Here is a 22,538-nt window from a genome sequence, read left to right on the forward strand (position 1 = left end):
TCTCTCAACGGTGGCCGTACACGCGCGGGCGCGTGTAATAATCGATCAGCGGCACGGTAATATTCGCCAGCAGAACGGCAAATGCCACGCCATCCGGGTAACCGCCGAAGCTGCGAATAAGCCACACCAGCAGGCCGGCGAGGGCGCCGAAGATCAGGCGGCCGCGGTTGGTTGTTGAAGCCGTCACCGGGTCGGTCAGAATAAAGAAAGCACCGAGCATGGTGGCGCCAGAGAACAAATGCATCTGCGGCGACGCCAGGCTTTGCGGCGAGAATAACCAGCCGAGGGTGGCACACAGCCCAAGGCTAAGGAGAAAGCTGACCGGAATATGCCAGCGGATCGCTTTCTGCCACAGCAGGAACAGACCGCCCGCCAGCCAGGCGATATTCACCCACTGCCAGCCGAGGCCCGCCAGTACGCCACCGTAAACCGGCAATTGCAGCACCTGCTGGACGCTATGCCCGGCATGCAGAGAGGTTTTAAAGGTATCCAGCGGGGTGGCCTGGCTGACGCCGTCGATACCCAGTCGCAGGCTGGCCATGTCGCCCCCGGCGGCGGTATGCCCGGTGAAGATCATCTGCAGCACATCGCTGAACGCCGGAACCTGGGCGGCAATTTCATATGAAGGCAGCCAGGAGGTCATCTGTACCGGAAATGAAATCAACAGCACGACGTAGCCGATCATCGCCGGGTTGAAGGGGTTATGGCCTAATCCACCGTACAGCTGCTTGGCGATCACCACGGCAAAGGCAGTGCCGAGCACCACCATCCACCAGGGGGCCAGCGGCGGAATACTCACCGCCAGCAACAGGCCAGTGAGCAGGGCGGAGTTGTCCTTCAGGGTCGCCACAATATGCTGTTTGCGCAGTTTGAGAATAGCGGCTTCCGTTGCCCAGGCCGTCAATGCGGCGAGGACAATCTGCAGTACGGTACCCCAGCCGAAAAACCAGGTCTGGACCACAATGCCAGGCACGGCGGCGAGCAGCACCAGCAGCATAATACGCGAGGTCTGCCGCTGGTTATGGGTATAGGGGGAGCTTGCGATTCTGAAAACCATTTATTCCTCGTTAACTGCCTGCTGTGTTGCTTTACGCGCCTGAACGCGGGCGATCGCCGCGGCGACGGCCGCTTTGCGTGGGTCGTCATTGGCTGCGGCTGACGCGAGATCCGGTTGTGCGGCCTGCTGTTCGGCTTTGCGCGCTTTGGCGCGGGCGATGGCGGCTTCCACCGCGGCTTTACGCGGGTCGACCGGCTCGGCTACCGGGGCTTCCACCGGCGCGGCCTGCTGTTCGGCTTTACGCGCTTTGGCGCGGGCGATAGCGGCTTCCACCGCCGCCTTGCGTGGATCTGCTGCGTCGGTCGACAGGGTTTCCACCGACGCGGCCTGCTGCTGTGCCTTGCGTGCCCGGGCTTCGGCCTTCCGCGCTTCGCGTGCAGCGATCGCCTCGCTGTTATCCGGTTTGGCGCCAGACTGAATCACGATCGGTTGCGCGGCATCACGCTGTTTGTCGCGTACCCGGGCGAGGGCGGCGTTAATCGCATCCTGATCTTTGGCAGCAGGCTGAACGGCGGCTTTTTTATGCCGTTCGGCGCGGGCGGCTTTTTCACGCTCCAGGCGCGCCTGTCGGGCTTCGAATCGCGCTTTAGCTTCTGCGGCGCGCTGCTCTTCCTGGCGAATCGCGCTGATCTCCGCTTTCTCCTGACGGAAGTACTGCACCAGCGGAATATTGCTTGGGCAAACCCACGCGCAGGCGCCGCATTCTATGCAGTCCGCCAGATTGTGCGCGGTGGCTTTATCGTGCTGCTGGCCTTTGCTGAACCAGTACAGCTGCTGCGGCAGCAGATCGGCCGGACAGGCGTCGGCGCAGGCGCTGCAGCGAATGCAGCCTTTCTCTTCCTGCGGCTCGCCCATCTCGCTGGCGGAAGGCGCCAGCAGACAGTTGGTGATCTTCACCACCGGGACATCCAGCCCCGGCAGGGTAAAGCCCATCAGCGGGCCGCCCATGATCACCATTGGCTCGGCGCTGGCGCAGAAGCCGGCGTCGTTAAGCAGATGGCGAACCGGTGTACCAAGGCGCGCCCAGACGTTGCCCGGCCGCGAGACCGCCTCGCCGGTCAGGGTGACCACGCGCTCCGTTAACGGCTCGCCGTCAATCACCGCGCGTTTTATCGCATAGGCCGTCCCCACGTTCTGCATCAGCACGCCAATATCCGACGAACGACCGCCGTGCGGTACCTGCTTGCCGGTGAGAATTTGGGTAAGCTGCTTGGCCCCACCGGAGGGGTATTTAGTGGGGATCACGCGCAGCGAGATGCCATGGGCGTCGCAGAGCACCGCCCGCAGCATCGAAATGGCCTGCGGTTTATTGTCTTCAATGCCGATCAGCACTTCGTCAGGCTGCAGAATATGCGCGAGGATGCGGATCCCGTCGACAATCTGCGCGGCGCAGTCCTGCATCAGGCGGTCGTCCGCCGTGATATAGGGTTCGCATTCGGCGGCGTTAATAATCAGCGTCTTAATTTTATCGCCGCCGCCGCGCAGTTTGCTGCCGGTGGGGAAACCGGCGCCGCCGAGGCCTGCGACGCCAAACTGATGAATGCGTTCGATAAGCGCTTCGCGCGTGCGGACCTGATAATCACTCCAGCCATCGCGCTCAATCCAGCGGTCTTCGCCGTCGGCGTCAATGATCACGCTCATCTCCGCCAGCCCCGAAGGATGAGCGGTGGTGTGCGGGGCGATGGCGGTAACGGTACCGGAGGTCGGGGCGTGTACGGGCAGCATTCTTCCCCATCCGCGGGTCAACGGCTGGCCGCGCAGCACCCGATCGCCCACCTTGACGCACAGTTCGCCTTCGGCGCCAATATGCTGCTTGAGCGGAATGATAAGGCGCTGCGGCAGGGACACCTGGCGCAGTGGGGTACCGTTAGACTGGGTTTTCATTTCGGGCGGATGAATACCGCCGTTAAAATCCCAGACTTTATCTTTTCGGAAAGCGGAAAATAACTTAAACATGTTGTTCCACAGGAATATTGCGCACCGGGATCGCATGGAGATCCCATTTCCAGGTTTCCGGGGTGGTCGCCACCGGAACGAGCGAAATGCACTGGGTCGGGCAGGGGGCTACGCACAGATTACAACCGGTGCACAGGTCGTTCATCACGGTATGCATGGCGCGGGTTGCCCCGACAATCGCATCCACCGGACACGCCTGGATGCATTTGGTGCAGCCAATGCAGTTCGGCTCGTCGATTACCGCGAGCATACGAACTGGCTCCGCCTCCTGTTCATCGCCATCGACCGGCTGCGGGTCGACGTTCAGTAAGGCGGCGATTTTTAACATTACGGCTTCGCCACCCGGCGCACAGCGGTTAATTTTTTCACCCTGGGCACCAATAGCTTCCGCATAGGGACGACAGCCGGGGTAGCCGCATTGCCCGCACTGGCTCTGCGGCAACAGTTCATCAATTTTTTCCACCACCGGGTCGTCCTGCACCGCGAAACGGCGGGAGGCATACCCCAGTATTAAGCCGAAAATCAGCCCTAACAGGCTGATGGCGATCACGGCTATCCAGACTGCGCTCATTACAACTTCACCAAACCACTAAAGCCCATAAAGGCCAGAGACATTAAACCGGCGGTAATCAATGCGATGGCATTACCGCGAAACGGCGCGGGCACATCGGCCACCACCAGGCGTTCGCGGATCGCCGCGAACAGCACCATCACCAGCGAGAAACCGACGGCGGCGGCAAAGCCGTACAGCGCGGACTGCAGGAAATTGTGCCCCAGATTAATATTCAGCAGCGCCACCCCGAGTACGGCACAGTTGGTGGTGATCAGCGGCAGAAAAATACCCAGCAGGCGATAGAGCGCCGGGCTGGTTTTACGCACGACCATTTCAGTGAACTGAACCACCACGGCGATGACCAGAATAAAGGCCAGCGTGCGTAAATAGACCAGATTTAAGGGGATAAGGATCCAGGTATCAATCAGCCAGGCGCATATAGAGGCCAGCGTCATCACGAAGGTGGTGGCAAGCCCCATCCCCATTGCGGTTTCCAGCTTTTTGGAAACCCCCATAAACGGGCACAGACCAAGAAACTTCACCAGAACGAAGTTATTGACCAGGACTGTACCAATAAAGAGCAGTAAATAATCAGCCATCATGCGACCTGAAACGAAAAAAAGCCGCTTATTATCGAATAAAACGATACCGGCGACAACAGGTTAAGTGTGGGGTTATTACGGATGAACAAAGGTCCGCTTTACCCGCTGGGAACGGCGAAAATAGGGCGCCAGGAGCGCGGCAGCCAAGAGTGGAAACAGCAGCTGGCGCAAAGCAAGGACATCCGAGACGGGAGAGAAGGCAAATGCCTTTATCGCCAGCAGCAGGGTGATGAGCAGCCAGATAATATAGTGCTTAGGGACCAGCGAGCGCCGCTTAAAGAACGCGATGGTCAGCCAGAGCGTGTAATACCACATGGCTACGGCAAACAGCAGCGAAGCGAGCCACAGCGCCAGATGTCCGGTGCTCATGGCGCGGAGCAGGGCATACGTCTGCGTCGACATGAGAGCATTAGCAAAAAACAGCAGCGATAAGGAGGCGCTCAGCAGCGCCACCAGCAACCAGGCCAGCGGTGCCAGCAGCCATCCGCCAATGCGTTCTGCAGATTGAGACGTCATGTTACTCCCCTATTCAACGCCAGTAATGAAAATCAGGCCGGGAAGTATAAGCAACTGGCGTGAAGGATGACAGCCTTACTGCACGAATCGCCAAACGGATTTAGGCACCTGGCCCACATCGAACAATTTACCACCGGAGACCAGCTCTGCCCGGCGGTGGTCGGCCGCACGATACATATTCACGATCTCTTCGGTGTCGGTCAGGGAGTAGTTAAGGTGATCAAATAGTTTTTCAAGACTTTCGAGCGAACTGATTTTGCGGAATTTTAATAAATAGTCCAGAACGGTCATTTTCGTATCCATTTTATAATCGGAATAATTATGTTGAATATTATCAGCATTCACTAAACCTACTCTCAACCAACGGCGCCTTCTGAATGGGGCCGGGTGGAATGATTCAGGTTATATAAACCCATGACAAGGGGCGAGAGCCGACCTTGAAGAGCAGGGAGAAGTTTAAGAATATTCTAAAACCAGACCGGGCGCCGAATGGCGCCCGCAAGAGAAGATTAACGCTGTTCGCCGTGACTGGCAATAACAGATTTGTACCAATAAAAACTCTTCTTTCGTTTGCGTGCCAGATTTTGCTGGTGATCGACATAGACAAAGCCGTACTGCTTTTGATACCCGTTGAGCCAGCTCAGCAGATCGATAAACGACCAGGGATAATAGCCGCGCACATCCGCCCCCAGCGCCAGCGCCTTTTCCAGGGCGCCAATATGGCTGCTCAGGTAGTCGATTCGCGGATCGTCGACCACTTCTCCGGCAATTATCGGGTCTTTCGCTCCCAGGCCATTTTCGGTGATATAGATCGGGATATCGCCATAGCGTTCCTTGATCATCATAATGCCGTCCGTCAGCCCCTGCGGCCAGATTTCCCATCCCCATTCGGTATAGGTGCTCTGCGGATTACGCACGAAATAGAACAACCCCTCCACGCCAGGTTCGCCACCGGTGGGGATGTTGGGCGGCTGGGCGGACACCGTTTCCCGGCGATAGTAATTCAGCCCGATAAAGTCACAGCGATTCTCGCGCAGTAGTGTGTCATCGTCCGGGGCAAAGCGCGGTACCCCCCACAGAGCCTGGGTCTGCGCCAGCAGGGCGGCAGGATAGGTGCCTTTCAGTACCGGGTCGTAAAGCCAGTGGGTGTGGATGGCGTCAGCCAGTTCGGTGGCTTTTTTGTCCGCCTCACTGTCGGTGAGCGGAGTATGCGGCTGTAGCACATTGACGAAGCCAATCTCGCCCGCCACATTCATCTCGCGGAATGCCTTGACCGCCAGCGCATGGGCGATAAACACGTGATGACAGGCCTGAATGGCACGCGCCGGATCGCGCACCGCCGGGGGATGCAGACCATTAATGTAGCCGTGACCAATGAACACGATGGTTTCGTTAAAGGTCGCCCACAGCTTCACCCGTGAACCAAAGCGCGCATAGCACAGGCGGGCGTACTCGGCGAAGGCCTCGGCGGTAGTGCGTGCTTCCCAGCCACCCTCATCCTGCAGGGCCTGCGGCAGGTCCCAGTGATAGAGGGTGATCATCGGCTCAATATTGTGCGCCAGCAGTTCGTCGATCAGATCGCTGTAAAACTGTACGCCGGCTTCATTCACTTCGCCGCGCCCGGCGGGCAGCAGCCGGGGCCAGGAGATGGAGAATCGATAACTTTGCAGGCCCATTTCGGCCATTAACGCAACGTCTTCGCGAAAACGGTGATAGTGGTCGACTGCGACATCGCCGGTGGTGCCTTCAAAGGTGGTACCCGGCAGGTGAGAGTAGATGTCCCAGATTGACGGTCCTTTACCGTCTGCGTCGTGCCCACCTTCAACCTGATACGCTGCGGTAGCGGCACCCCATAAAAAATTGTGCGGAAAAGCGGCCATGAAAAAGCTCCCAGTCTGATGATAGAGGGAGTGTAATCAAAGCAAGGATAGCTGTGCAACCGGTTTCTGAAACCGGTTGCACAGTTGCGAGGCGGGTCACTGTTTCACGGCGGCGCTACTTTGTCTGCACCACATCCGCTGGCGGTGGCGACTGGTAGTTATCAATATGGTGGGCGATAACCAAAAGCAGTGCGGAAATCCCAAAAACAATCCAGCCAATAAGTTCTACAATACGGGTAAAAACAGTCGTCATAACACTTCAGTATCCTTTGAACACAGTGGGAAATGTTACTCCATGGTGAGCAGATCACAAGGGGTATCTGTCTGATTTTGCACGCATGCGGGAAAACAGCTGTGAATCAAATGATAAATTTTGCTCATTGTTTGTAAGATTATTCTCATCTATGCGATATTGACATTAGCTGAATAAGTGAGGCGGTAACATGAGTGACGCGATCCGGGTAGGGCTGATAGGCTACGGTTACGCCAGCAAAACGTTTCACGCGCCGCTGATCGGCGGCACGCCGGGCATGGCGCTGACGAGGGTCTCCAGCAGCGAGGCTGGCAAAGTCCATGCCGACTGGCCGGGGGTCAGGGTGGTGAGTGCGGCAAAGGACTTGCTCAACGATCCTGATATTGAGCTGGTGGTCATCGCCACCCCGAACGATACCCACTTTCCGCTGGCGAAAGCGGCGCTGGAAGCGGGCAAACATGTGGTGGTGGATAAACCCTTTACCGTGACACTGTCACAAGCACGCGAGCTGGAGAGTCTGGCGAAGCATTGCGGCCGGGTGCTGTCGGTGTTTCATAACCGCCGCTGGGACAGTGACTTCTTAACCGTCAGGGCGTTAATTAACGAAGGTCAGCTGGGGGAAGTGTGTTACTTTGAGTCGCATTTCGATCGCTTCCGCCCCCAGGTGCGTCAGCGCTGGCGTGAGCAGGGTGGTCCCGGAAGTGGCATTTGGTACGATCTGGGGCCACATCTGCTCGATCAAGCGGTGGTGCTCTTTGGCCTGCCGGTGAGTATCACAGTCGATCTCGCTCAACTTCGCCCCGGCGCGCAATCCACCGACTATTTTCATGCCGTGCTGGCCTATCCCCAGCGGCGGGTGGTGCTGCATGGCACATTGCTCGCTGCGGCGGAGAGCGCGCGCTTTATCGTCCACGGCTCGCGGGCCAGCTATATTAAGTTCGGCCTTGATCCTCAGGAGGAACGGCTAAAAAACGGTGAACGACTGCCGCAGGAGGACTGGGGGTATGATATGCGCGACGGTACTCTGACCCGCGCCGAAGGCGACGAACGAAGCGAGGAGACATGGCTGACGCTGCCGGGCAACTATCCCGCCTACTATGCCGCCATTCGCGATGCGCTTAACGGGGAGGGAGAAAACCCGGTCCCGGCCAGCGAGGCGATTCAGATCATGACGTTGATTGAGCTGGGTATCGAGTCGGCCAGACATCGCGCCACGCTCAGCCTGGTGTGAGGGGGAGCCCGGCAGCGCTGCCGCCGGGCCGGTGATCAACCTTTCGCCACCCGCTGAATGAGAGCGGCTTTTTCCTGTTCGCTCAGAAACGCCTGGGTCAGACCGTTGATCTGTGCCTGACGGATCTGCTCCCGGCTCAGGCCCGCCGCCGGCGCCGCCACGGTGTACTCGTGAATGATATCGACGCCCTGCACCGCCGGATCGTCAGTGTTGAGGCTCGCCAGCACGCCGTGCTCAAGGAACTGCTTCAGTGGATGCTGGGCCAGCGAAGCCACGGTGCTGGTTTGTACATTCGAGGTCAGGCATGATTCAATGCCGATCTGATGTTCGGCCAGGTAGTCCATCAGGGCCGGATCCTCTACCGCTTTGACCCCATGACCGATGCGCTCCGCGCCCAGCTCGCGGATGGCCTGCCAGATACTTTCCGGTCCGGCCGCTTCGCCAGCGTGGACGGTAATATGCCAGCCAGCGTCGCGGGCCTGATTAAAATGGTTGAGGAACAGCGTGCCCGGGAAGCCCAGCTCATCACCGGCCAGATCCAGCGCGGTGATGCCCTCGCGGTGAGCGAGCAGCGCCGCCAGCTCTTCCTGACAGGCCGCTTCACCGAAGGTGCGGCTCAGAATGCCGATCAGGCGGGCGTCGACCTGAAAATCGCGGCTGCCTTCACGTACGCCCGCGATCACTGCCTCTACTACGCCGTCGACAGGAAGCTGGTGGGTCATCGCCATATAGCGGGGAGAGAAGCGCAGCTCAACGTAGTGCAGGCCATTGCGCGCGGCGTCTTCGACGTTCTCGTATGCCACGCGACGGCAGGCTTCCAGTGAGGCAAGGACTTTTACCCCCCAGTCGAGCTTGGCAAGAAAACTGACCAGATCGGGCTCAAGGCTGGTGACCTGGACGTGGGGACGCAGCGTGTCGAGGGTGGAAGCGGGAAGGGCGATATTAAACTCGCGGCCAAGATCGAGGATGGTTTGGGCCCGGATGTTACCGTCAAGGTGGCGGTGAATGTCGGTTAATGGCAATGAAGAATCAATCATGGTCGCACTCTTTTTTTAGTTAAAGTGCACGTCATTATACAACATGTACATAACTGTTTAAAAGCATTGAAAAAATCCATTCGATACAAACAGCTGGGGCTTCTCTGGTCACTTTTCCGCTCTTTTTCGCTGCGCCATTTTACAGCGAGCACGACGTTCATGATTGACGCGATCCTGACCAGACCAGAAAAGCACAGGCGCTGACCGCGGCGCCGGCAAGGCAAACCGCCTGCCATCCCCAGTGAGAATAGAGCTGGGTGGCGACGATAGCGCCTGCCGCGCTGCCCAGCGAATAAAAACACATGTAAGCCCCAACCAGGCGGCTTGCCGCTGCAGGCCTGGCGGCAATAATCAGACTCTGGTTGGTGACATGAACGGCCTGCACCGCAAAGTCCAGTGCGATAACGCCCGCTATCAGCCAGAGCAGAGAGGTTTCGGCACAGGCGATAGGCAGCCAGGAGAGCGCCAGCAGCGCCAGCGCCAGGCCGGTCGTGCGCTGCGCCCATCCCTGGTCAGCCCATCTGCCCGCCCTTGAGGCGGCCAGCACGCCAGCGATGCCGGCTAAGCCAAACATCCCTGTCTGGGTGTGCGACAGGGAAAGAGCGGTGAGCGGCATGACCATGGTCGTCCACAGCATGCTGAAAGCGGCGAAGATCAGCAGCGCCAGGATCCCGCGCTTTCTCAGTTGCGGTTCAGTGAGATACAGCTGAAAAACTGACTTCAGTAAGGATAGATAAGTGGGCTTTTGCGGCTGCGGCGGGGGCGAAGGCATGACTTTCCAGACGACGCCGGCAATCAACAACATCAGACAGGCAGCCGTGAGATAAACGGCTCGCCAGCCGGCGATATCAGCGATCGCCCCTGATATAAAACGAGATAACAGAATGCCTGAAACAATGCCGCTGGTCAGGGTACCTACCGCCTGACCTCGTTTCTGCGGCGTCGCCAGTATCGCCACCCACGCCACCATCAACTGCACCACCACGGCCATCAGCCCGACGATCAGCATGGCACCCAGCAGGATCGCGATATTAGGGGATAACCCTGCCACGACTAACGCCGCCACTGACAGCAACAGCTGAGTCAACACCACGTATTTACGGTTCAACCCGTCCCCGAGCGGAACCAGGAACAGCAAACCAATGGCATAGCCCGCCTGCGTTGCCGTGACGACGCTGCCAATCATACCGGGCGACACCTTCAGGCTGACCGCCATCGAGTCGAGTAAAGGCTGAGCTGAATAAACGTTGGCTACCGCCAGCGCGCAGGTCAATGAAAACAGCGCCGTTATCCCCGCAGTCAGCATCGTGACAGGGGCGGACGCGGTCGGGATCTCGTGCTCGGTACACAAACTTGCCTTGCATTTCATAAGAGGCCTGCACTCTGGTTGCTTTTTAAAACTAGTATGCTTATAAAACTAGCCATAGTGGTTTTCTTTTGCAACTGCTACGAGGGGAGATTAAGCTGGCAACAGCAGACTGATAGACGGAGAGCACGCAGATGGCGAAACAGGAATCACTCAGAACCAGTGAATGTCCGGTGGCAAGAACGCTGGAATCAATTGGAGAACGCTGGTGCCTGATGATTATTCGCGAGGCATTTGACGATGTGCGGCGATTCAGCGAGTTTCAAAAGAATCTAGGGCTGGCCAAAAATATCCTTGCCTCGCGGCTGAAGCACCTGGTCGATATCGGTATTTTCGCGATTTTACCGGCATCGGATGGCAGCGCCTACAAGGAATACGTCCTGACTGAAAAGGGGAGATCTGTGTTTCCCATTGTTGTGGCGATGCGGCAATGGGGAGAGCGTTATATGTTTGATCAGGGGGAAACCTATTCTGTCCTGCTGGATAACGAACACGGTCAGCCGCTTCAGTATCTGGATGTGCGTTCCGCTCAGGGGGATAAACTGCAACCAGGCGACTGCCATCGCCGGCGCGTAGTGTCGGATATCAGCGGCGAATGAAGGTCTGAAGGGGAGCGCGATCCCAGCAAGAGTACGAGCGTACCACTAAGTGGTCCTGGAACCATCCTGACGTCTCTTTTCGTGGCGGCTCCTGATGGCACCCCCAGGACGCCGAGACAGGCGAGCCTCCGTCCGCCGCAGAATGCTGTGCATAATAATTTGCATTTATATTTTATTTGAATGTATTCATGTTACATATTAAATTCTGCTTACTTTATCGACGATGAGGCAAGGATGCGGATGTGGAGAGCGTAATCCATAACAATATTGAGGGTTTTCTGCTGCTGCTATTAAGCATGTGGCCGATTCTGATTGTGGTCTTTATTGGCGTTGCGATTTCATTCTATACCATGCTGTTACGTAAAACGGCGCTGGCCTGCCTGCTGTTCGCCGTCGCTATCGGCGCCGCAGGCTGGAGTCTCGCTTAGCATCCGATCTCAGGGTTTATCCAGCAGACTCATGCTGGAGGTGGCGGCGCCATCATTGAGATTGGACGGTGCATGCCAGTCGCGGCCAGCCAGCGCGCTATCGCCCTGGCCGCTGCTGGCGACCGTATCCTGTTGCGTCGACATCGTCGAGCCTTCCAGCGCTTCATCGGCCCCCGACTGATCGGGTAGGGAGCTGGTATACCCGCCATTGTTTGAGTAAGTATCCATACCATTCACTTCATTCGGTACCGTGTCGGTGGTGGTGCCATCATCGTTTATGCAAAATGATCCGCCAATGCCGTTAGGCTGGCAGTCCGCAGCGGAAGCCGGGACAGCCAGCGACGCCAGCAACAATAGCGGTAAGCCGATTTTCTTCATTCTCATCTCCATGCGCAACGTGGCTCGACAGATGCTCTCTACTATAGAGAAGGACAGGGCGGTGGAAGGTGACAAAACTGTTTAATTTTGTAATAGCGTACCGACTGCCGGTTGCCTGTTCGCTTCAGCACGTCGGGGCATGCTGCGCCTTCCCGGGTCGGCGCAATGCGGTAATCAATTGTTAATTCAACGTAAAGGTTAATGAAAATTTAAGAGAAGGCCGCTATGTTGGCGATATCACTCTTTCCATTAAGGAAATTCCATGCGCGATAAATATTCGGGCCTGCAGATCGGTATTCACTGGTTGGTCTTTTTGCTGGTGGTGGTGGCTTATGCGGCAATGGAGCTACGTGGATTTTTTCCCCGTAGTGACCGGCCGCTGATTAATATGATTCATGTCTCCTGCGGGATCACCATCTGCGCGCTGATGGTGGCGCGTTTGCTGGTGCGGCTGAAGTCGCCAGCGCCGCCGATCGTGCCGAAACCGTCGCCGATGATGACCGGTTTTGCTCATCTCGGCCATCTGGTTATCTATCTGCTATTTATTGCCTTGCCGCTGATCGGGATGGTGATGATGTACTGGCGCGGAAATCCCTGGTACGCCTTTGGCCTGACCATGCCGTATGCCCCACAGAGCGATTTTGAGCGGGTGGATACCCTGAAGGCGATCCATGAATGGTTAGCCAACGCCGGGTACTTCGTCATTGGCCTGCATGCCCTTGCCGCGCTGGTCCATCATTACTGGTGGAAAGATAATACCCTGCTGCGGATGATGCCTCGTAAGCGCTAAATGATCGTTACCCTTTTTGCCTGACCCCGTCCCGCGACGGGGTTTTTTTTGCCTTTATGGGTAATAAAATATAGTATACCCCCCTATATGATGCGGAGGCGTAATCGTGCCACATTCACCTGAAGATAAAAAACGGGCGCTCAGTCGCGTACGCCGCATCCGCGGCCAGGTCGAGGCCCTCGAGCGCGCGCTGGAGTCCGGCGAACCCTGCATGACAATCCTGCAGCAGATTGCCTCGATTCGCGGTGCGGCAAATGGCCTGATGGGCGAAATGGTGGAGATCCACCTGCAGGACGAGCTGGTTAGCGGCGAGACCACCCCGGACCAGCGGGCCGCGAGAATGGCAGAGGTCGGTCATCTGCTACGATCCTATTTAAAATAACATCACGACGAGGAAGAGACAGTTATGAAATCACGCGCAGCAGTTGCCTTTGGCCCTGGCCAGCCGTTAAAAATCGTTGAGATTGACGTCGCGCCGCCGAAGAAAGGCGAAGTTCTGGTGAAAATCACCCACACCGGCGTGTGCCACACCGATGCCTTCACCCTCTCCGGCGACGATCCGGAAGGTGTTTTCCCGGCGGTACTGGGCCATGAAGGCGGCGGGATTGTCGTGGAAGTGGGCGAGGGCGTCACCAGCCTTAAGCCGGGCGACCACGTGATCCCGCTGTATACCGCCGAATGCGGCGAGTGCAAGTTCTGTAAGTCGGGTAAAACCAATCTCTGTCAGGCGGTGCGCGCCACCCAGGGCAAAGGGTTGATGCCGGACGGCACCACCCGTTTCTCCTATAACGGCGAACCGATTTATCACTATATGGGCACCAGCACCTTCAGCGAATATACGGTTTGCGCCGAGATCTCGCTGGCGAAAGTCAATCCGCAGGCGCCGCTGGATAAAGTGTGCCTGCTGGGCTGCGGTGTCACCACCGGTATCGGCGCAGTGCACAACACGGCGAAGGTCAAGCCCGGGGATAGCGTCGCGGTCTTTGGTCTGGGCGGCATTGGCCTGGCGGTGATCCAGGGCGCGGTGCAGGCGCAGGCCGGACGCATTCTGGCGGTCGATACCAACCCGGATAAGTTCACCCTCGCCAAAGAGATGGGCGCAACCGACTTTATCAACCCGAACGACTACGATAAGCCGATTCAGGATGTGATTGTCGAACTGACCGACGGCGGGGTGGATTTCAGCTTCGAGTGCATCGGCAATGTCAACGTGATGCGCGCGGCGCTGGAGTGCTGCCATAAAGGCTGGGGTGAGAGCGTGATCATCGGCGTAGCCGGTGCTGGCCAGGAGATCAAGACCCGTCCGTTCCAGCTGGTAACCGGCCGCGTGTGGCGCGGTTCCGCCTTCGGCGGCGTGAAAGGGCGCAGTCAGCTGCCGGGAATGGTGGAGGACGCCATGGCTGGTAAAATTCGCCTCGACCCGTTTATTACCCATCGCCTGCCGCTGGAGCAGATTAACGAGGCCTTTGATCTGATGCATGAAGGCAAATCGATTCGCACCGTGATCCACTTTGGCGACCAGTAATCGCTAACGCTGATGGCGTATCGTCACCGATAAAAAAGGGCCCGGATGGGCCCTTTTGCTTAGGTCGATCAGTGATGATCCGGGAGCGCGTAGGCGATGATGTAATCGCCGCGATCCGGTGACTGACGGGCGCCGCCAGCATTGATAATAATGTACTGCTTACCGGTTTTCGGTGAGACGTAGGTCATCGGGCCGGACTGGCTACCGACCGGCAGACGCGATTTCCAGATCTCTTTCCCGTTCGCGGTATCAAAGGCGCGCAGGTAGAAATCCTGGGTACCGGCGAAGAACAGCAGTCCGGACTGCGTCGACAGCGACGCGCCAAGGGTCGGCATGCCGATCGGAATGGGCATGTGCATCCGGATCCCCAGCGGCCCGGTATCTTCTACGGTGCCAACCGGTACCTGCCACACCAGTTTCCCGGTTTTCAGATCCACCGCGGACATGGTGCCGAACGGCGGTTTCTGGCACGGAATGCCCAGCGGCGACAGGAAACGTTCGCGCATGGCGCCAAACGGCGTACCTTCCATCGGCACGATGCCCATCTCGATCCCGCTGGCGTCTTTCGCCACCTTCGCGCGCGGCACCATATAGTTGGCGAGACCCAGACGCATATCGTTGACGAACATCAGGCTGTTGTTCGGATCCACCGAAACGCTGCCCCAGTTCATGCCGCCGAGCGAGCCCGGGAACTGCAGGGAACGGTCTTCACCTGGCGGGGTAAAGACGCCCTGATGGCGCATCTCTTTGAACTGAATACGGCACAGCAGCAGGTCGATCGGTGTCGCCCCCCACATATCGGATTCGGTCAACGTCTGGTTGCCGATCATCGGCATCCCTACCGAGTAAGGTTGCGTCGGAGAGTAGCGTTCACCTTTGACGTTGCCCGCCGGTACCGGACGCTCTTCCACTTTGGCCACCGGCTCGCCGGTCTCGCGGTTGAGCATAAAGATCATGCCCTGCTTGCTGGTCTGCACCAGCACCGGGGTGGTACCGCCCTTGCCGTCAGGCAGGTCGTACAGCAGCGGCTGAGACGGCAGGTCAAAGTCCCACAGGTCGTGGTGCGTGGTCTGGAAGTGCCAGCGCACCTGGCCGGTGGTGGCATCCACAGCCACGATAGAGGAGCTGTATTTATCGTCCAGCGCGGTACGCTCGCCGCCAAAGAAATCTGGCGTGGCGTTGCCGGTTGGCAGATAGATCAGATTCAGCTTCGCGTCGTAGGACATCGCCGACCAGACGTTTGGCGTACCGCGCGTATAGGTCTGGCCTTCCGGCGGAACACCGGTCAGCGCTGGATTGCCGGGATCCCACGCCCACGCCAGTTTGCCGGTGTGGACGTCAAACGCGCGGACCACGCCCGGCGGTTCGCCGGTGGAGTAGTTATCCGCGACGCGGCCGCCCACCACTACCACATTGCCCGCTACCAGCGGGGTGGAGGTCTGCTGATAGTAGCCCGCTTTCACTTCACCCATGCCGACGCTGAGGTCGACAATACCGCCATCGCCGAAGCTTTCGCACAGTTTGCCGGTATCGGCATCAATGGCGATCAGGCGGGCGTCGATCGTCGGCAGGAACAGACGACGGGAACAGGCGGCAGGCTGCGTGCCTGACGCTGGCGCGGTTTGCGCCTGGCTATCTTCGTAATAGCCTAAGCCGCGGCAGCGCTGCCAGTTGGGCGAAGAGGATTTGGAGTCATAGCGCCATTTCTCTTTTCCGCTGTCCACATCCAGCGCCAGCACTTTGCTGTAAGGGGTGCAGACGTAGAGAGTATCGCCAATCTGCAGCGGGGTGTTTTGATCTTCCGCCCCGGAGCCATTGCTCTGCGGGATATCGCCAGTATGCGCCACCCAGGCCACCTGCAGCTGGTTGACGTTCTGTTTGTTGATTTGGTCCAGCGCGGCGAAACGGTCGCCGTGGGTGGTATTACCCCAGTGCGCCCAGTTTTTCTGCTGTTCGCCCGGCGCGACGGGCTTCACTGGCACCGCTTCAGTGGCGCTCACCAGTGGTTCGGATTTGAACATCCAGCCAAAGCTCACCGCCAGCGCCACGGCGAGAACGGCGGCGACGCCATATGCCGGGCCTTTTTTTGCCGGTGGGCTGGCGAGGAAAGGCCAGACCAGGGCGGCAAGGAAGGCCAGGACGCCGAGCGCAAACAGGCGCGAGAAGAGCGGCCAGTAGCTCCAGCCAGCGTCACTAATCGCCCAGATCACCGAGGCGATAAACGCCACGGCGTATAACAGAATACCGCCGCGGCGGTTGCGGAAAATCAACACCGCCGCGATGACCATGACCACGCCCATCAGCGCGAAGTACAGTGTACCGCCGACGAGGGCCAGTTTTGCCCCAAGAATACCCACAGCCAGACCGATGATGAGCATCAGTCCGGCGAGAAGCCACTGCAGGATCCGGGGGAATCCGCGCGGCGCGTTGCCAGTTGCCATGTAATCTCCTTAACCACTCCCGCCACTTCATCGTGAACCAAATGAAACAGGTGTTTTCTGTTTTATTTTTGAATGAAGAGGTTTGTACCTTCATAAACGCAGGTTTATTGCTTGATGTGATTTCAAATGAACCATTTGGTGAAATCGCGATATGATAGATCTGTTAAAGAAATTTACGCAATTGTTAATGAATGATTTCGCACTAAATGATTATTTTGCTAAATGTGTTGCGCCGTCCGTCGCACCACATCGACGTACGTAGGCTCCCCGGCAGGGCTACCGGGGAGAAAGCGGGGTCAGGCAGGCATTGACTTGCGGATGGCGCTGAGCAAGGTTTGCGTACCTGGCGTGAGCGTCGCATCGACGCGGGTCAGAATGCCGATGGGCTCTCCGGCGCCCTGGGTGGCAATCGGCAGGGCGCTCAGCACACCCCGGCGAAGATCGTCTTTCACCGCTCCGGAAGGTACGAACCACACATAGTCAAAATCGACCGTCAGCTGGCGTGACAGCGAAGCCGAGAGGGTCTCGATACAGCCGGCGGGCATTTTACAGCCCTGGCTCTGGAGCAACGTTTCGGCGTTTTGCCGCGGTACGGTGCCCTTCGGCGAAACGACGACGGGCCACTCCATTACCCGGCTCAGGGTCACGGTCTCCTGAAGCAGGGGGTGTCCCGGGCGAACCACCAGTTTCAGGGATTCGAGGAACAGCAGTTCATAGTTGAGTCCACTCATCAGATCCGGGTCGGACATGCGTCCGATACCGATATCGATCTCCCCGGATTTTAACCCCGCCAGCAGCATGGTGTTGTTCATGGTGGCGACCTGCAGCGTGATGTCTTTTTGCTGCTTATGGAACTGGCCGATCACCGTTGGCAGGATCCCCAGCGCGGCGGTAGGCAGCGCGCCGATACGCACAATGTCGTTATTCAGCCCCTCTTTACGGTTCAGCGCCTGACCCGCTGAGTTAAGGGCATCAAGTACCTTAACGGCATGAGTCAGAAACTGTTCGCCGACCAGGGTGAGTTGCGCCCCCAGGCGGCCCCGCTCGAACAGCCGGGTACCGGTTAGCTGTTCAAGCTCGTTAAGCGTTTTCGAGAGTGCAGGCTGGCTCAGATTTAAAGTTTCAGCCGCGCGCCCCAGCGTTCCCTGTTGAGCGACGGCCACGAAGGTGTGTAGATGGCGCAAGCGAATGCGCTGACTGAAGAGACCATTTTTTTCCATAGTAGATGATGTTAAAAACACAGCGGTGAAAGAGACAAGCGGCCTTGTTTAAATTTGATAACCAGATAGCAAAATATTATTAACATTTGACCTGATTACATTACAAGATCTTTCCCCACGGTTTAAAACGCCTTCCCCCCGCAGGACGAGGGGAAGGCGTTTATCGGCGTGGCCGCTAGATATCGAAAAAGACGGTTTCGTTTTCGCCCTGCAGATAAATATCGAAGCGATAGACCACTTCCGAACCACGAACCTCGCGTTCGGCGATTAAGGTTTTGCGTCTCACTTCCCACTCGATCAGATTCAGCACCGGGTCGCTGGCGTTGGCCTCATGTTCATCGGCGAAATACATCCGCGTGTTCAGGCCGATGTTGATCCCCCGGGCGACCACCCACAGGTTGACGTGCGGCGCCATCAGGCGGCCATCGCGGCCGACAACCGGGCCCGGCTTAATGGTGTCAAAGCGCCAGACGCCGGAGGTGAAATCAGAGCAGGTACGCCCCCAGCCGCGGAAGCCCGGGTCGACAGCTTTCTGCTGCTGACGGTCGTCAGGATGGTTATAGCGTCCTGCGGCGTTGGCCTGCCAGATCTCCAGCAGCACATCACGGACCGGTGTTCCGGAGCCGTCGATAACCCGGCCTTCAATGGTGATCCGCTCCCCGGTGGTATCGGCGGTGGTGAGGACCGGGCCAAAGTTTTTCTCAAAAATATGAAAGCCCGCGGCGTCAGGCGCCAGACCGATATGAACATAGGGTCCCGCCGTCTGCGAGGCGGTTTCAGGCAGATACTCTTTCATCGGGCGGCCCCCTGAGTGCGATTTTCAAACAGCGTGGCGCGATGGCCGCGCAGAACAAGGTCAAAGCGGTAGGCCAGACAATCCAGCGGTACGGCGGCGTGCATGTCCAGCTCGGCGATCAGCGTGCGCACGGCGTCGTCATTATTAATGGTTCGGACGATCGGGCACTGTTTGATCAGCGGATCGCCTTCGAAATACATCTGAGTGATCAGGCGCTGCGCCCAGGCTTCACCCGAGAGCGAGAAATGAATATGCGCCGGACGCCAGTCGCTGGCCTGGTTACGCCACGGGTAGGGGCCGGGCTTGATAGTGCGAAAACAGTAATAGCCGTTTTCATCGGTCAGCACCCGGCCGCAGCCGCCGAAGTTCGGGTCAATCGGGGCCAGATACTGATCTTTTTTATGTCGGTAGCGGCCGCCGGCATTGGCCTGCCAGACTTCCACCAGGGTGTTTTTCATCGGTCGGCCAAAACCATCGCGCACGTAACCGTGCACAATGATCCGCTCGCCAATCGGCAGGCCTTCTTTGGCGTAATTAAGGATAAGATCGTTATCCAGAGGGCCCAGATCGTCACGGCTAAAGACCGGCCCGGTGATCTCTGACAATGAGTTCTGCAGGGAGATCAGGGCATTCTTCGGTGAGCGCAGGACGCTGGTTTTATAGCCCGGCGCGTAAGCGGGCGGGTGGCTACTGTAATCGCGATGGATAACCTCGCGCGGGGACCATTTGTCGTTCATCGGGTACTCCGTGTAGACGGTAGAGGGGCATGTTGTTGTAATGTCGCCAGAAACAGTGTGTGTAAATGTATTGTTAATTTAAAGTGAAATTACCGGGTGTTTTTCATAACCGTGGGTTATGTTTTGTGCAATGACTGCTAGCGGAAGCAGGTTATCGCCATCACAGTTTGTAAATTCTTCCCCCCGCCAGGAGGCAGCTTTCCTACACTCCAGGAAGTATTCACTGGAGGTAACACATCATGGCGAACACCATCACGGCTGATGAGATTCGGGAGCAGTTTTCGCAGGCCATGTCGGCTATGTACCAGCAGGAAGTTCCGCAATACGGGACGCTGCTGGAGCTGGTGGCTGACGTCAATCTCGCGGTACTGGAAAATAATCCGCAGCTGCATGAACAACTGGCCAATGCCGACGAGCTGGCGCGCTTAAACGTGGAGCGCCACGGCGCAATCCGCGTGGGCACAGCGGAGGAACTGGCGACGCTGCGTCGCATGTTTGCCATCATGGGGATGTATCCCGTCAGCTATTACGATCTCTCACAGGCCGGCGTGCCGGTCCATTCCACGGCCTTTCGTCCCATCGACGATGCCGCGCTGGCGCGCAATCCGTTTCGGGTTTTCACCTCGCTGCTGCGCCTGGAGCTGATTGAAAATCGCGCCCTGCGCGAGCGGGCCGAGGCCATCCTTGCCCGGCGCAAAATCTTTACCCCCCGCTGTCTGGCGCTGATTGCGCAGTATGAAGCTGAGGGCGAATTCACCTCTGCCGACGCGCGCGAGTTTGTGCAGGAGGCGCTGGAGACCTTCCGCTGGCACCGGCATGCCACCGTCGATGAGGAGACCTACCATGCTCTGCATCGCGAGCACCGCCTGATTGCCGATGTGGTCTGCTTTCCGGGATGCCATATCAATCACCTCACGCCGCGGACGCTGGATATTGACCGCGCCCAGGCCCTGATGCCCGAGTGTGGTATTGAACCCAAAGCGCTGATTGAAGGGCCACCGCGCCGGGAGGTCCCGATCCTCCTGCGGCAGACCAGCTTTAAGGCGCTTGAGGAGCCGGTGATGTTCGCCGGTGAGCATAAAGGCACCCACAGCGCCCGCTTTGGCGAAATTGAGCAACGCGGCATTGCGCTAACGCCAAAAGGACGCGCACTGTACGACCGACTGCTGCAGGCGGCAGGGACAGGAAAGGACAATCTCAGCCATCAGCTGCATCTGCAGGAGGTATTCCGCGAATTCCCCGACAGCGAATTTCTGCTCCGTCAGCAGGGGTTGGCCTGGTTTCGCTACCGCCTGACGCCCGCCGGCGAGGCGCATCGCCAGGCGTTTCGCCCGGGGGACGATCCGCAGCCGCTGATTGAGCGCGGGTGGGTGGTCGCCCAGCCGATTATTTATGAAGATTTTTTACCGGTCAGCGCGGCGGGCATTTTTCAGTCTAATCTGGGCAACGAAACGCAGGCGCGCAGCCACGGGAATGCCAGCCGCGAAGCCTTTGAGACGGCGCTGGGCTGCCCGGTGGAGGATGAGTTTGCCCTGTACCGACAGGCGGAGGAGCGCAGCAAACGACGTTGCGGTCTGCTGTAAAATCAGTACCCTGCTGGCATCAGCCTTACAGGGAGCAGGTTATGCAACATCCGTCGAAACCGTTGGCGAAAACCCGCCAGGGAACCGTATCCGGGAGCGCAGAGCAGGGGATCCATATCTGGCGCGGCATTCCGTATGCCGCGCCGCCTGTGGGCCCGCTGCGCTGGCGCGCGCCGCAGCCTCCTGCCCGCTGGCAGGGCGTCCGCCAGGCCGACGCCTTTTCCGCCGCCAGCTGGCAGGACATTGACTACTGCCGTGAGCTCGGCGGCGGCGATCCCGGCGCTTTCAGCGAAGACTGCTTATATCTCAATATCTGGGCACCTGCTGCTGCGGCGCAGCCGCTGCCGGTGATGGTCTGGCTGCACGGCGGCGGGTTTACCATCGGCGCCGGCAGCCTGCCGCCTTACGATGGCAAAGCGTTAGCCAGCCGCGATGTGGTGGTGGTGACGGTCAACTACCGGCTGGGCCATCTCGGCTTTTTCGCCCATCCGGCGCTGGAAGAAGAGGCGGGCGAACGTCTCTATAATTTCGCGCTGCTCGATCAGATTGCCGCCCTGCAGTGGGTTCAGGAGAATATCCACGCCTTCGGCGGGGATGCCGCCAACGTCACGCTGTTTGGCGAATCCGCCGGGGCGCGCAGCGTGCTGTCGCTGATGGCCTCGCCGAAAGCGAAAGGGTTGTTCCATAAAGCGATTATTCAGAGCGGGTATACGTTACCCGACCTGCCGCGAGAGAAGGCGCTGGAGAAAGGCCGCCTGCTGGCGGAACACTTTGCCTTACCGCAAGCCAGCGCTGAGGAATTGCGGGCGATCCCGGCGGAGGCCTTCTGGTCGCTCACCGCGCCGCTGAACACAGGGCCGGCCCCCATCGTCGGCGACGCGGTGCTGCCGCAACCGATGCTGGAGACCTTTTTTGCCGGGCGCCAGCATCCAATGCCGGTGATGATCGGCTCCAACAGCGATGAAGCCAGCGTGATGGCAGTGTTTGGCGTCGATATCGCCGGGCAGATCCAGAAGCTGCGCCGTGAGCGCCGCCTGGGACTGGGGCTGATCAAACTCCTTTATCCCGGCGTGAAGGGCGATGAGGCGCTGGGGCGGGAAGTGTGCCGCGACATGGCCTTCACCACCCTCGGCTATGTGGTGATGCAGGCGCAGCAGCGCGTGGGGCAGCCGTGCTGGCGCTACTGGTTTGATTATGTTGCGGAGGCGGAGCATGACACCTATCCGCACGGCGCCTGGCATGGCAACGAGGTGCCCTACGTGTTTGATAACCTGCGGTTGACCGACCCGGTGTGTCAGTATGCCAGCGAAGCGGATCTGGCCTTCGCCGCTCAGGTGGCTGACTATTGGGCCCAGTTTGCCCGCGTCGCCAGCGGCGACCAGGCGCTTGCCGGCGCGGTACGCTGGCCAGCGTGCCTGCGCGGACGGGATCGTCTGTTGCGCATTGGCCTGCATAAGCGTGCCGGCTTTAAAGTGGAAAATCGCTTTATGCGCGCCCGGCTGGCGCTGTTTCGCCGGGTGATGAAGCATCACGTGACGCTGGAGTAAATGCGCTGAGGTGCGGCTGAGCAACTGCCGCCACCGGTTGGTG

At 58.6% G+C, this 22,538-nt stretch carries 23 protein-coding genes; 8 read left to right on the plus strand and 15 right to left on the minus strand.

All coding sequences use genetic code 11. The annotated features are described in order from the left end of the window. Positions 1-4 precede the first annotated feature (4 nt). The 8 genes from rsxD to blr form a co-directional block, all read right to left on the minus strand. Positions 5-1,057 (minus strand): electron transport complex subunit RsxD, encoded by a 1,053-nt coding sequence (gene rsxD, locus R0140_RS12050; RefSeq protein WP_032754544.1) that lies wholly within the window; start codon positions 1,055-1,057, stop codon positions 5-7. Further along, entirely contained in the window at positions 1,058-3,013 is a 1,956-nt protein-coding gene (gene rsxC, locus R0140_RS12055) for an electron transport complex subunit RsxC (RefSeq protein WP_109910295.1), read from the minus strand. Next, positions 3,006-3,584: an electron transport complex subunit RsxB gene (gene rsxB / locus R0140_RS12060; RefSeq protein ID WP_048268499.1), complete on the minus strand. Its 579-nt coding sequence runs from the start codon at positions 3,582-3,584 to the stop codon at positions 3,006-3,008. The genes rsxC and rsxB overlap by 8 nt, the downstream gene beginning before the upstream one ends. Beyond that, on the minus strand, positions 3,584-4,165 hold the full coding sequence (gene rsxA, locus R0140_RS12065) for an electron transport complex subunit RsxA (RefSeq protein ID WP_002907658.1): 582 nt from the start codon (positions 4,163-4,165) through the stop codon (positions 3,584-3,586). The genes rsxB and rsxA overlap by 1 nt, the downstream gene beginning before the upstream one ends. A gap of 78 nt (positions 4,166-4,243) precedes the next feature. Beyond that, complete coding sequence (locus R0140_RS12070) at positions 4,244-4,684, minus strand: DUF2569 domain-containing protein (protein WP_008804647.1); 441 nt, start codon at positions 4,682-4,684, stop codon at positions 4,244-4,246. Between the two features lie 75 nt (positions 4,685-4,759). Further along, a complete protein-coding gene (gene ydgT, locus R0140_RS12075) occupies positions 4,760-4,975 on the minus strand; it encodes a transcription modulator YdgT (protein WP_004202843.1) in 216 nt (71 codons plus the stop codon). A 218-nt stretch (positions 4,976-5,193) separates the two neighbouring features. Continuing rightward, the gene (locus R0140_RS12080) at positions 5,194-6,564 is read right to left on the minus strand and encodes a GH1 family beta-glucosidase (protein ID WP_008804648.1); all 1,371 of its coding nucleotides are present in this window, start codon (positions 6,562-6,564) and stop codon (positions 5,194-5,196) included. Positions 6,565-6,679: 115 nt separating this feature from the next. Further along, positions 6,680-6,817, minus strand: a complete 138-nt coding sequence (blr, locus tag R0140_RS12085; protein WP_012541534.1) for a division septum protein Blr — start codon at positions 6,815-6,817, stop codon at positions 6,680-6,682. Between the two features lie 190 nt (positions 6,818-7,007). On the opposite strand from blr, the gene R0140_RS12090 reads away from it, so the two are divergent. After that, entirely contained in the window at positions 7,008-8,048 is a 1,041-nt protein-coding gene (locus tag R0140_RS12090) for an oxidoreductase (protein WP_032735785.1), read from the plus strand. 35 nt (positions 8,049-8,083) lie between these two features. Here the strand turns inward: R0140_RS12090 and add are convergent, their stop codons facing one another. Both add and R0140_RS12100 read right to left on the minus strand, forming a co-directional pair. Continuing rightward, complete coding sequence (gene add / locus R0140_RS12095) at positions 8,084-9,085, minus strand: adenosine deaminase (protein WP_012968052.1); 1,002 nt, start codon at positions 9,083-9,085, stop codon at positions 8,084-8,086. Positions 9,086-9,242: 157 nt separating this feature from the next. Further along, a complete protein-coding gene (locus R0140_RS12100) occupies positions 9,243-10,391 on the minus strand; it encodes an MFS transporter (RefSeq protein ID WP_008804651.1) in 1,149 nt (382 codons plus the stop codon). Positions 10,392-10,666: 275 nt separating this feature from the next. Between R0140_RS12100 and R0140_RS12105 the strand changes: the two genes are divergently transcribed. Continuing rightward, positions 10,667-11,050, plus strand: a complete 384-nt coding sequence (locus tag R0140_RS12105; RefSeq protein WP_229531811.1) for a winged helix-turn-helix transcriptional regulator — start codon at positions 10,667-10,669, stop codon at positions 11,048-11,050. 242 nt (positions 11,051-11,292) lie between these two features. Beyond that, the gene (locus R0140_RS12110) at positions 11,293-11,478 is read left to right on the plus strand and encodes a hypothetical protein (RefSeq protein WP_008804653.1); all 186 of its coding nucleotides are present in this window, start codon (positions 11,293-11,295) and stop codon (positions 11,476-11,478) included. Positions 11,479-11,487: 9 nt separating this feature from the next. Here the strand turns inward: R0140_RS12110 and R0140_RS12115 are convergent, their stop codons facing one another. Next, positions 11,488-11,856, minus strand: a complete 369-nt coding sequence (locus R0140_RS12115; protein WP_032735784.1) for a hypothetical protein — start codon at positions 11,854-11,856, stop codon at positions 11,488-11,490. A 262-nt stretch (positions 11,857-12,118) separates the two neighbouring features. Here R0140_RS12115 and cybB point away from each other — a divergent pair, with 262 nt between their 5' ends. The 3 genes from cybB (at position 12,119) to R0140_RS12130 (ending at position 14,171) form a co-directional block, all read left to right on the plus strand. Further along, complete coding sequence (gene cybB, locus R0140_RS12120) at positions 12,119-12,646, plus strand: cytochrome b561 (RefSeq protein ID WP_008804655.1); 528 nt, start codon at positions 12,119-12,121, stop codon at positions 12,644-12,646. 106 nt (positions 12,647-12,752) lie between these two features. Further along, a complete protein-coding gene (locus R0140_RS12125) occupies positions 12,753-13,028 on the plus strand; it encodes a metal/formaldehyde-sensitive transcriptional repressor (protein ID WP_004101746.1) in 276 nt (91 codons plus the stop codon). Between the two features lie 24 nt (positions 13,029-13,052). Beyond that, positions 13,053-14,171 carry an S-(hydroxymethyl)glutathione dehydrogenase/class III alcohol dehydrogenase gene (locus R0140_RS12130; protein WP_008804656.1) on the plus strand — a complete coding sequence of 373 codons (1,119 nt, stop codon included), beginning with the start codon at positions 13,053-13,055 and terminating at the stop codon, positions 14,169-14,171. Between the two features lie 68 nt (positions 14,172-14,239). Here R0140_RS12130 and R0140_RS12135 read toward each other — a convergent pair whose 3' ends face one another. The 4 genes from R0140_RS12135 to pcaH form a co-directional block, all read right to left on the minus strand. After that, entirely contained in the window at positions 14,240-16,612 is a 2,373-nt protein-coding gene (locus tag R0140_RS12135; protein WP_012541540.1) for a glucose/quinate/shikimate family membrane-bound PQQ-dependent dehydrogenase, read from the minus strand. A 296-nt stretch (positions 16,613-16,908) separates the two neighbouring features. Beyond that, a complete protein-coding gene (locus R0140_RS12140; RefSeq protein ID WP_012541541.1) occupies positions 16,909-17,832 on the minus strand; it encodes a LysR substrate-binding domain-containing protein in 924 nt (307 codons plus the stop codon). 175 nt (positions 17,833-18,007) lie between these two features. Beyond that, a complete protein-coding gene (gene pcaG, locus R0140_RS12145; protein ID WP_008804659.1) occupies positions 18,008-18,628 on the minus strand; it encodes a protocatechuate 3,4-dioxygenase subunit alpha in 621 nt (206 codons plus the stop codon). Further along, the gene (gene pcaH, locus R0140_RS12150) at positions 18,625-19,365 is read right to left on the minus strand and encodes a protocatechuate 3,4-dioxygenase subunit beta (RefSeq protein WP_008804660.1); all 741 of its coding nucleotides are present in this window, start codon (positions 19,363-19,365) and stop codon (positions 18,625-18,627) included. The genes pcaG and pcaH overlap by 4 nt, the downstream gene beginning before the upstream one ends. A gap of 239 nt (positions 19,366-19,604) precedes the next feature. Between pcaH and R0140_RS12155 the strand changes: the two genes are divergently transcribed. Further along, complete coding sequence (locus tag R0140_RS12155; RefSeq protein ID WP_008804661.1) at positions 19,605-20,948, plus strand: 2-oxoadipate dioxygenase/decarboxylase HglS; 1,344 nt, start codon at positions 19,605-19,607, stop codon at positions 20,946-20,948. Positions 20,949-20,989: 41 nt separating this feature from the next. Then, entirely contained in the window at positions 20,990-22,495 is a 1,506-nt protein-coding gene (locus R0140_RS12160; protein WP_032730519.1) for a carboxylesterase/lipase family protein, read from the plus strand. Positions 22,496-22,538 lie beyond the last annotated feature (43 nt).

It is taken from the genome of Klebsiella sp. w6 (assembly GCF_033100215.1).
In the GTDB taxonomy this organism is placed as follows: Bacteria; Pseudomonadota; Gammaproteobacteria; order Enterobacterales; family Enterobacteriaceae; genus Klebsiella; species Klebsiella variicola.